Origin of the sequence: Pseudoxanthomonas jiangsuensis, from assembly GCF_010093185.1 — a bacterium.
Lineage (GTDB): Bacteria > Pseudomonadota > Gammaproteobacteria > Xanthomonadales > Xanthomonadaceae > Pseudoxanthomonas > Pseudoxanthomonas jiangsuensis.
Genome location: NZ_PDWL01000035.1, coordinates 21,529 through 27,818, shown reverse-complemented (window position 1 = coordinate 27,818; position 6,290 = coordinate 21,529). Strand labels below are relative to the sequence as shown.

10 protein-coding genes are annotated in these 6,290 nt (G+C 60.7%); 8 read left to right on the top strand and 2 right to left on the bottom strand.

The features are described 5' to 3' along the window. The first annotated feature begins 16 nt into the window (after positions 1–16). The 6 genes from CSC62_RS18300 to CSC62_RS16120 all read left to right on the top strand — a co-directional run bounded on the left by CSC62_RS18300 (position 17) and on the right by CSC62_RS16120 (position 3,102). Entirely contained in the window at positions 17–121 is a 105-nt protein-coding gene (locus CSC62_RS18300) for a DUF6404 family protein (protein WP_425501983.1), read from the top strand. Between the two features lie 88 nt (positions 122–209). Then, complete coding sequence (locus tag CSC62_RS16140; RefSeq protein ID WP_162407718.1) at positions 210–698, top strand: TspO/MBR family protein; 489 nt, start codon at positions 210–212, stop codon at positions 696–698. A 133-nt stretch (positions 699–831) separates the two neighbouring features. Further along, entirely contained in the window at positions 832–1,347 is a 516-nt protein-coding gene (locus tag CSC62_RS16135; protein ID WP_162407717.1) for a DUF2199 domain-containing protein, read from the top strand. A gap of 69 nt (positions 1,348–1,416) precedes the next feature. Then, on the top strand, positions 1,417–1,818 hold the full coding sequence (locus CSC62_RS16130) for an MmcQ/YjbR family DNA-binding protein (protein ID WP_162407716.1): 402 nt from the start codon (positions 1,417–1,419) through the stop codon (positions 1,816–1,818). Positions 1,819–1,835: 17 nt separating this feature from the next. Further along, positions 1,836–2,291 (top strand): DUF6194 family protein, encoded by a 456-nt coding sequence (locus CSC62_RS16125; RefSeq protein ID WP_162407715.1) that lies wholly within the window; start codon positions 1,836–1,838, stop codon positions 2,289–2,291. 148 nt (positions 2,292–2,439) lie between these two features. Next, on the top strand, positions 2,440–3,102 hold the full coding sequence (locus CSC62_RS16120; RefSeq protein ID WP_162407714.1) for a hypothetical protein: 663 nt from the start codon (positions 2,440–2,442) through the stop codon (positions 3,100–3,102). A 67-nt stretch (positions 3,103–3,169) separates the two neighbouring features. On the opposite strand, the gene CSC62_RS16115 is transcribed toward CSC62_RS16120, so the two are convergent. Then, a complete protein-coding gene (locus CSC62_RS16115) occupies positions 3,170–4,093 on the bottom strand; it encodes an IS110 family transposase (protein WP_162407713.1) in 924 nt (307 codons plus the stop codon). Between the two features lie 224 nt (positions 4,094–4,317). Here CSC62_RS16115 and arsN2 point away from each other — a divergent pair, with 224 nt between their 5' ends. Next, positions 4,318–4,755: an arsenic resistance N-acetyltransferase ArsN2 gene (arsN2, locus tag CSC62_RS16110; protein WP_162407712.1), complete on the top strand. Its 438-nt coding sequence runs from the start codon at positions 4,318–4,320 to the stop codon at positions 4,753–4,755. Between the two features lie 83 nt (positions 4,756–4,838). Next, the gene (locus CSC62_RS16105; protein ID WP_162407711.1) at positions 4,839–5,300 is read left to right on the top strand and encodes an SRPBCC family protein; all 462 of its coding nucleotides are present in this window, start codon (positions 4,839–4,841) and stop codon (positions 5,298–5,300) included. Between the two features lie 66 nt (positions 5,301–5,366). Here the strand turns inward: CSC62_RS16105 and CSC62_RS16100 are convergent, their stop codons facing one another. Continuing rightward, complete coding sequence (locus CSC62_RS16100; RefSeq protein ID WP_162407710.1) at positions 5,367–6,113, bottom strand: transposase; 747 nt, start codon at positions 6,111–6,113, stop codon at positions 5,367–5,369. Positions 6,114–6,290 lie beyond the last annotated feature (177 nt).

The window sequence follows — 6,290 nt, the reverse complement described above, 5'->3', positions numbered from 1 at the left end:
GCTCAGCTCCGCGATCTTGGCTGGCGTGCTGTTTGGTCTGTGCATGGCCGCCTACTTCCGCCACCTGGCCCGCAAGCACCGCCTTCCTTCATGGAGCGCGTACACAGATGCGCAGCCGTGAGCGCATCTAACAACTCATTCAAGCCGAACCCGCTTCGCGGGTCGGCTTAATTCCAGCGTTAGGCAACACAATGGAGTGAATCGTGACTTTGCCAAAAAACAAGCAAATTATCGGCTTTGTTGGCTGGCTCGCGGTCAGTTCCATTGCCGCCGGCATTGGCAGCGCCGCGTCCATACAGGCTAGTCCTTTCTATACGCAACTCATACGGCCCGATTGGGCGCCGCCGCCCAACCTGTTCGGCCCTGTCTGGACAATCCTTTACGCGCTTATGGGCATTGCGGCATGGCTGGTCTGGCGTGTCGGAGGGTTTCGTGCTGCACGTACAGCCCTCACTCTGTTTCTGGCGCAACTCGCAATCAATGCGCTCTGGAGCTGGTTGTTCTTCGGGTGGCACTTGGGCGGATTGGCTTTTGCGGACATCATTTTGCTTTGGGTGCTTATCGTTGCAACGCTTATTGCATTCTGGCGCGTCAGGCCATTGGCGGGTGCGTTGCTCATCCCGTATTTGCTTTGGGTAAGCTTCGCCTCCGCGCTCAACTATTCAGTGTGGCAACTCAACCCGCAGATTCTGGGGTAGCGGGGTGTGTTGCCTAACAATTCGTTCAAGCCGAACTTGCTTCGTTACGGCAACAGCGTGGCATAAGAAGCTTGCCACGCTGTTGCCTCCACTACGCAAGTCGGCTTAACTCAGGCGTTGGCTGCTCACACACATGGCCGCAATTTTCGCATTCACTTGCTCTTGCTGCGGACAGCAGCACGAGGGATCGCCGAGCTTCGGGTACAAAGCCCCGATGCACTTTGACCATCTGTCAGATCATGACAAGAAATCTCTGGCCACAATCAATGATGATTTGTGCAAGATCGAGCACCCGGAAGGTACAGACTACTTTGCCCGCGTTGTCCTAGAGCTACCAATTCAAGGCGGTGAAGAACCCTTTCTTTGGGGTGTCTGGGTCTCCCTAAGCAAAGAAAGCTTTGAGAAATACACATCCACCTGGGGCGAGCACGATGAATCTGACAGCTACTTTGGCTGGTTCGCCAATCGCCTGCCGCACTATCCAGACACCATCAACCTCAAGACAAATGTCCGGCCTCGCAACGGTGGAGCGCGCCCTTACCTTGAGCTGCAGCCAAGCGATCACCCGCTATCTGTCCACTACCAGCATGGCCTGACTGTGCAAGAGGCCCAGGAGATTGCGGAGGAGGCTATGCATGGGCGCAGCTAACAATTCATTCAAGCCGATGCCGCTTCGCGGCACGGCTTAATTCCGGCGTTAGGCCGCTAGGGGAAGCCCATGGATGTCGAAACGGTCAAAGAACTGTGCTCCGGCTATCCAAACGCCTCGTCGAAGCTCTACGGTCCGCCGAGCAACGTCCTGGTCTACTACGTGGCTGGAAAGAAGTTCGCCTACTTCAAAACCAGCGAGCCGGAGCAGTGGCGCTTCAGCTTCCGCACGTCCGCTGAGCGCTTCCTCGAGCTCACCGATGTTCCGGGGTTCAAGCCGGCACGCTATTTGGCTCGGTTTCACTGGGTCACAGTCGTCAACGTGGCTACCGTCCCGGACGCAGAGCTCCGCGAGTTGATCACCTCTTCCTACGAGCGTGCGCTCGCTAGGCCCAAGGGTCGGCGGTCCGGCATCAGCAGGGCGCGGCCTAACAATTCGTCCAAGCCGACGCCGCTTCGCGGCGCGGCTTAACTCAGGTGTTAGGCCTCATGGAAGAATCAGCAATCGCTCGGTACATCTGTGAAACCTTCAGCGGCATCGTGCCAGTCGCCGCGTGGGGCGAAACCTCGTTCTTCTACAACCCCGGGCGAGCACTGCCGCGAGGTGTGTACTTCGCCACGCTGAAGGCTAAGGACGGCGATAACGACAAGGCGTCGAGCCTGAATCGCCCTGGTGTCTTCCGGCTGAACATTGGCATCAGCAAGCCCACCTACCAGTCGCTCTTTGGCGAGCCGCCGGCTCGACCGCCGGCGGGTGGGATCGTCGCTACCGGTCATGATTTTGCCGCGCAAGATATCCTTACGCCCCATCCCGTGTATGGCTGGATGGCTTGGGTCAGTGTCGTGAACCCTAGCCCTGAAACGTTCGAGAAGGTCAAACCACTTCTCGCAGAAGCGCATGGATTGGCTGCTGGCAAGTTCAACAAGCGGGTTTCGGTGGCATGAGCCTAACAATTCATTCAAGCCGACGCCGCTTCGCGGCTCGGCTTAACTCAAGCGTTAGGCGCTGACCGAATCTCACAGTGACGAAAGGCACTCGCCGTGTCCCACGTGAGGCGTACAGCATGAAGCACTGGTTCAGGGCGGGCGAGGCATGCCAAATTCTCTGGTTGTAGTGCACATCGCAGCAGGTTCGGTTGCGCTTGCTGCTGGTGCAGTGGCGCTTTATAGCCTCAAGGGCGCGAAGCTGCATCGCAAAAGCGGAATGCTTTTTGTTTTTGTCATGCTGGTCATGTCTGCTACTGGCGCAGTGATGGCGGCTCTAAAGCCAGAGGCAATTTCTGTTATTGCCGGTGCGCTTACGTTCTACCTTGTCATTACAGCTTTGCTCACCGTCCGGCGCCCCGCTGCTAGCGCTCGATGGATTGACTTTTGCGCAATGTTTGTGGCGCTGGCAATCGGTATTTCCGGCATCTATTTCGGACTCGAGGCTCTTAATAGTTCCACTGGCACAAAGGATGGGTTCCCCGCACCGCCTTACTTCATCTTTGGTTCGGTGGCACTGCTGGCTTCGCTCCTTGATCTGCGCATGTTGCTCGCGCGAGGCATCAGAGGGCCACATCGCCTTGCACGCCATCTATGGCGCATGTGTTTTGCGCTGCTCATTGCTGCGGCATCATTCTTTCTGGGCCAAGCACAGGTGTTCCCGGAGTCCATCCCCTTTGTCCTTCTAACGATTCCTGTGCTCTTAGTGCTGCTTCTCATGCTTTACTGGCTGGCGCGAGTCTTTTTCACTCGGCGGTATGGACGCGCCTAACAATTCATTCAAGCCGACGCCGCTTCGCGGCGCGGCCTAATTCAGCAACTGTCTTGAAGCATGCCGCTCAAGCCAGCGCCAGACCCTCGCTCCGCAGCTCGTCGCGCCGCCTGGCATTGATGATCCCCAGCAGCTTCCGCATGCACGCGACCAGCGCCACCTTGCCGAGCTTTCCGCGGGCCCTGAGCTGTTGGTAGTGCGCCTTCATCATCGGATCCCAGCGCACGGCCGAGAGCGTGGCCATGTAGAGCGCGACGCGGACCGCGGCGCGGCCGCCGCGGATCCTTCGCTTGCCCTGGCCCTGTCCGCTGTCGCGATTCATCGGCGCCACGCCGGTGAGCTTGGCGATCTGCCTGCGGTCCAGATGTCCAAGCTCGGGCAACAGCGCGAGCACGGTGGCCTGGAACACGGGCCCAAGCCCCTTGCTCGAGCGGAGTGCCGGGGTGCCATGCTCGTTGATCATCGTCTTCACCGTCTTCTCGATCGCGGCCAGCTCGCGAGCCAGGGCGACGACGGTGCGGGCCGCGAGTTTCCTGACCGGGGGTGGCGCCATGGCGGCCTGCTGCTTGTGGGCTTGAAGGGCCACGATGACCTGGCCGCGTCGGCGCAGCCAATCACGGAGCTGGCGTTGCCACGGCGGTGGCGCCACGTAGGGTCGCAGCCGATCGGCGAACAGCCGGGCCATGAGCGCGAGCATCCGCGCGTCGATGTCGTCGGTCTTGGCCAGCTCGCCGGTGGCGCTGGCGAAGGCACGGGCCTGCCGCGGGTTAACGCGGGCGATCCACAGGCCGACATCGCAACAGGCCTCGAGCAACGGCTCCTCGTAGCCGCCGGTCGCTTCGACCACGATCCGGGTCGTCGCCACTGCCCGCAACCTCTTGATCAGCCTGACGATCCCGGTGCGGTCATTGGTGAACCTGGCCACGCCTGGGTGCCCATCCAGGGCCAGGTCCAAGCTGGCCTTGCCCACGTCGATCCCTGCTGCCGTCATTGCGCTTCTCCGCTACAGTTGAGTGGCCGAGAGCATCGCGCCCGAGGCCCACGCTTATCAGTTCGAGGGCAACCTCGATCAACTGTTCGGGCGCAGGGCGCGAGATCCGGCGTGCGGCCCCTGCTGAATTACGGTGGTGCTGACACCGAGGCGTTATCGGGCGCGCACGCCGGGCTCTCGGCTCTTAGGCTAGGGGAAACTCAAGACATAAGGCGTTAGCCGTCATGGACACATCGATCCGACCCATAGAGTTTGACTCGGCCGCCGAGGCTCTGCTCAGTTCCTGCCACTTGCCCACCAGCGACCTGTCCGGATCGTCCAAGGTGTTGTTGTTCGGCCATGCGCCTGATGGCACTTTGACCGGGATGGTCGGTCTGGAGATACACGGAGCAAATGCGCTGCTTCGCTCACTTGCCGTTACAGAGTCACACCGCAGCACAGGACTTGGTGCCAAACTTGCTTCATGCGCAGAGCAGCAAGCTGCGGTGCTGGGTGCACATGCCGTGTACTTGCTTACCACCACCGCAGACAAATTTTTTGAGCGTCGCGGATACGTCCATGCCAGTCGCAATGAGGCCCCGGCATCCATCGCCCGCACCAGCCAATTCTCGGAGTTGTGCCCGTCGTCATCGGCTTTCATGGTCAAGCGGCTTAACGGCTAACAATTCGTCCGAGCCGACGCCGCTTCGCGGCGCGGCTTAACTCAGGTGTTAGGTGCCACACACACAGATTTCCGGGAGCTGAAATGACACTCATGAAGTCGCCTGTTGCGCGAGCAACAATGCTCATCCGCAGACCCGTCGAGGAGGTGTTCAATGCCTTCGTCGATCCCACCGTGACCACCAGATTTTGGTTTAGTCGTTCCAGTGGGCAACTAGTTCCCGGTAAGACAGTAACCTGGTACTGGGATCAGTACGGCGTCTCGGGGGAAGTGACGGTCACGGCGCTGGAGAAGAACCAAAGAATTGCCATTGAATGGCCCACGCCTGTTGAATGGACTTTTACGCCTAAAGGCAATGACACAACATTTGTTTCTATCGTCGCCTCAGGCTTCACGGGAACCGATGATGAAAAGGTTGCGCAGGCACTGGATTCCACTGAGGGATTCAATCTCGTAATCTCTGCCTGCAAGGCATTGCTTGAGCACGGAATTGATCTTCGGCTTATCTCTGACAAAAACCCTGATGCCGCCGTCAGTGGCACCTAACAATTCATTCAAGCCGACGCCGCTTCGCGGCGCGGCTTAATTCAGCAACTGTCTTCCGACCAGTGGTCAGGCTGGCGCAGCGGCCTCCCGCAGCAACTCATCGCGCCGGCGTGCATTGATGATCGTCAGCAGCTTGCGCATGCAGGCGACCAGCGCGACTTTGGCCAGCTTTCCACGGGCGCGCAGTTGTCTGTAGTGCGCCTTCATCGTCTCGTCCCAGCGCACCGCCGACAGCGTGGCCATGTACAGGGCCACGCGCACCGGTGCCCGTCCGCCGCGGATCCGGCGTGCGCCACTGCTCTGGCCGCTGTCGCGGTTCATCGGTGCTACCCCGACCAGGCGTGCGATCTGTCGGCGCGTCAACGCGCCCAGCTCCGGAAGCAATGCCAGGCTGGTGGCCTGGAAGACCGGCCCAAGGCCCTCGCATGAGCCCAGGGACGGCGTTGCATGCATATCCAGCAGGGCCCTCATCTGCTGATCGATCGCCGCCAGTTCGCGGCGCAGGGCGGCAAGGGTCGCCGCCGCCATCGACCGGATCGGCCCGGGACACATCGCCATCTGCTGGCGATGCGCCTGCAGCGCCGTGACCACCTGGCCGCGGCGGCGCAGCCAGTCCCGAAGCTCGCGCTGCCAGGGAAGCGGGGCGCGATAGCGCTGCAACCGATCGGCGAACATGGTCGCCATCAGGCACAGCAGCCGGGCGTCGATGGCATCGGTCTTGGCCACGTCCCCGGCCGCCCGCATCACCCCAGGTCGTCCCTCGATGGCCACGTCCAGGGATGCCTTGCCCACGTCGATACCCACTGCCGTCATGCCCGTTCTCCGCTAGAGTTGGCCGGTCGAGAGCATCGCGCCCGAGGCCCACGCTTATCAGTTCGAGGGAGACCTCGGCCAACTGTCCGGGCGCAGGGCGCGAGATCCGGCGTGCGGCCCCTGCTGAGTTACGGTGCTGCTACACCGAGGCGTTATCGGGCGCGCACGTCGGGCTCT

What these genes read in the sequence shown, in the direction of transcription:
- CSC62_RS16135 (WP_162407717.1), top strand. Translation starts at nt 832, where the DNA reads ATGGCCGCAATTTTCGCATTCACTTGCTCTTGCTGCGGACAGCAGCAC.
- CSC62_RS16130 (WP_162407716.1), top strand. Translation starts at nt 1,417, where the DNA reads ATGGATGTCGAAACGGTCAAAGAACTGTGCTCCGGCTATCCAAACGCC.
- CSC62_RS16125 (WP_162407715.1), top strand. Translation starts at nt 1,836, where the DNA reads ATGGAAGAATCAGCAATCGCTCGGTACATCTGTGAAACCTTCAGCGGC.
- CSC62_RS16120 (WP_162407714.1), top strand. Translation starts at nt 2,440, where the DNA reads ATGCCAAATTCTCTGGTTGTAGTGCACATCGCAGCAGGTTCGGTTGCG.
- CSC62_RS16115 (WP_162407713.1), bottom strand. Translation starts at nt 4,093, where the DNA reads ATGACGGCAGCAGGGATCGACGTGGGCAAGGCCAGCTTGGACCTGGCC.
- arsN2 (WP_162407712.1), top strand. Translation starts at nt 4,318, where the DNA reads ATGGACACATCGATCCGACCCATAGAGTTTGACTCGGCCGCCGAGGCT.
- CSC62_RS16105 (WP_162407711.1), top strand. Translation starts at nt 4,839, where the DNA reads ATGACACTCATGAAGTCGCCTGTTGCGCGAGCAACAATGCTCATCCGC.
- CSC62_RS16100 (WP_162407710.1), bottom strand. Translation starts at nt 6,113, where the DNA reads ATGACGGCAGTGGGTATCGACGTGGGCAAGGCATCCCTGGACGTGGCC.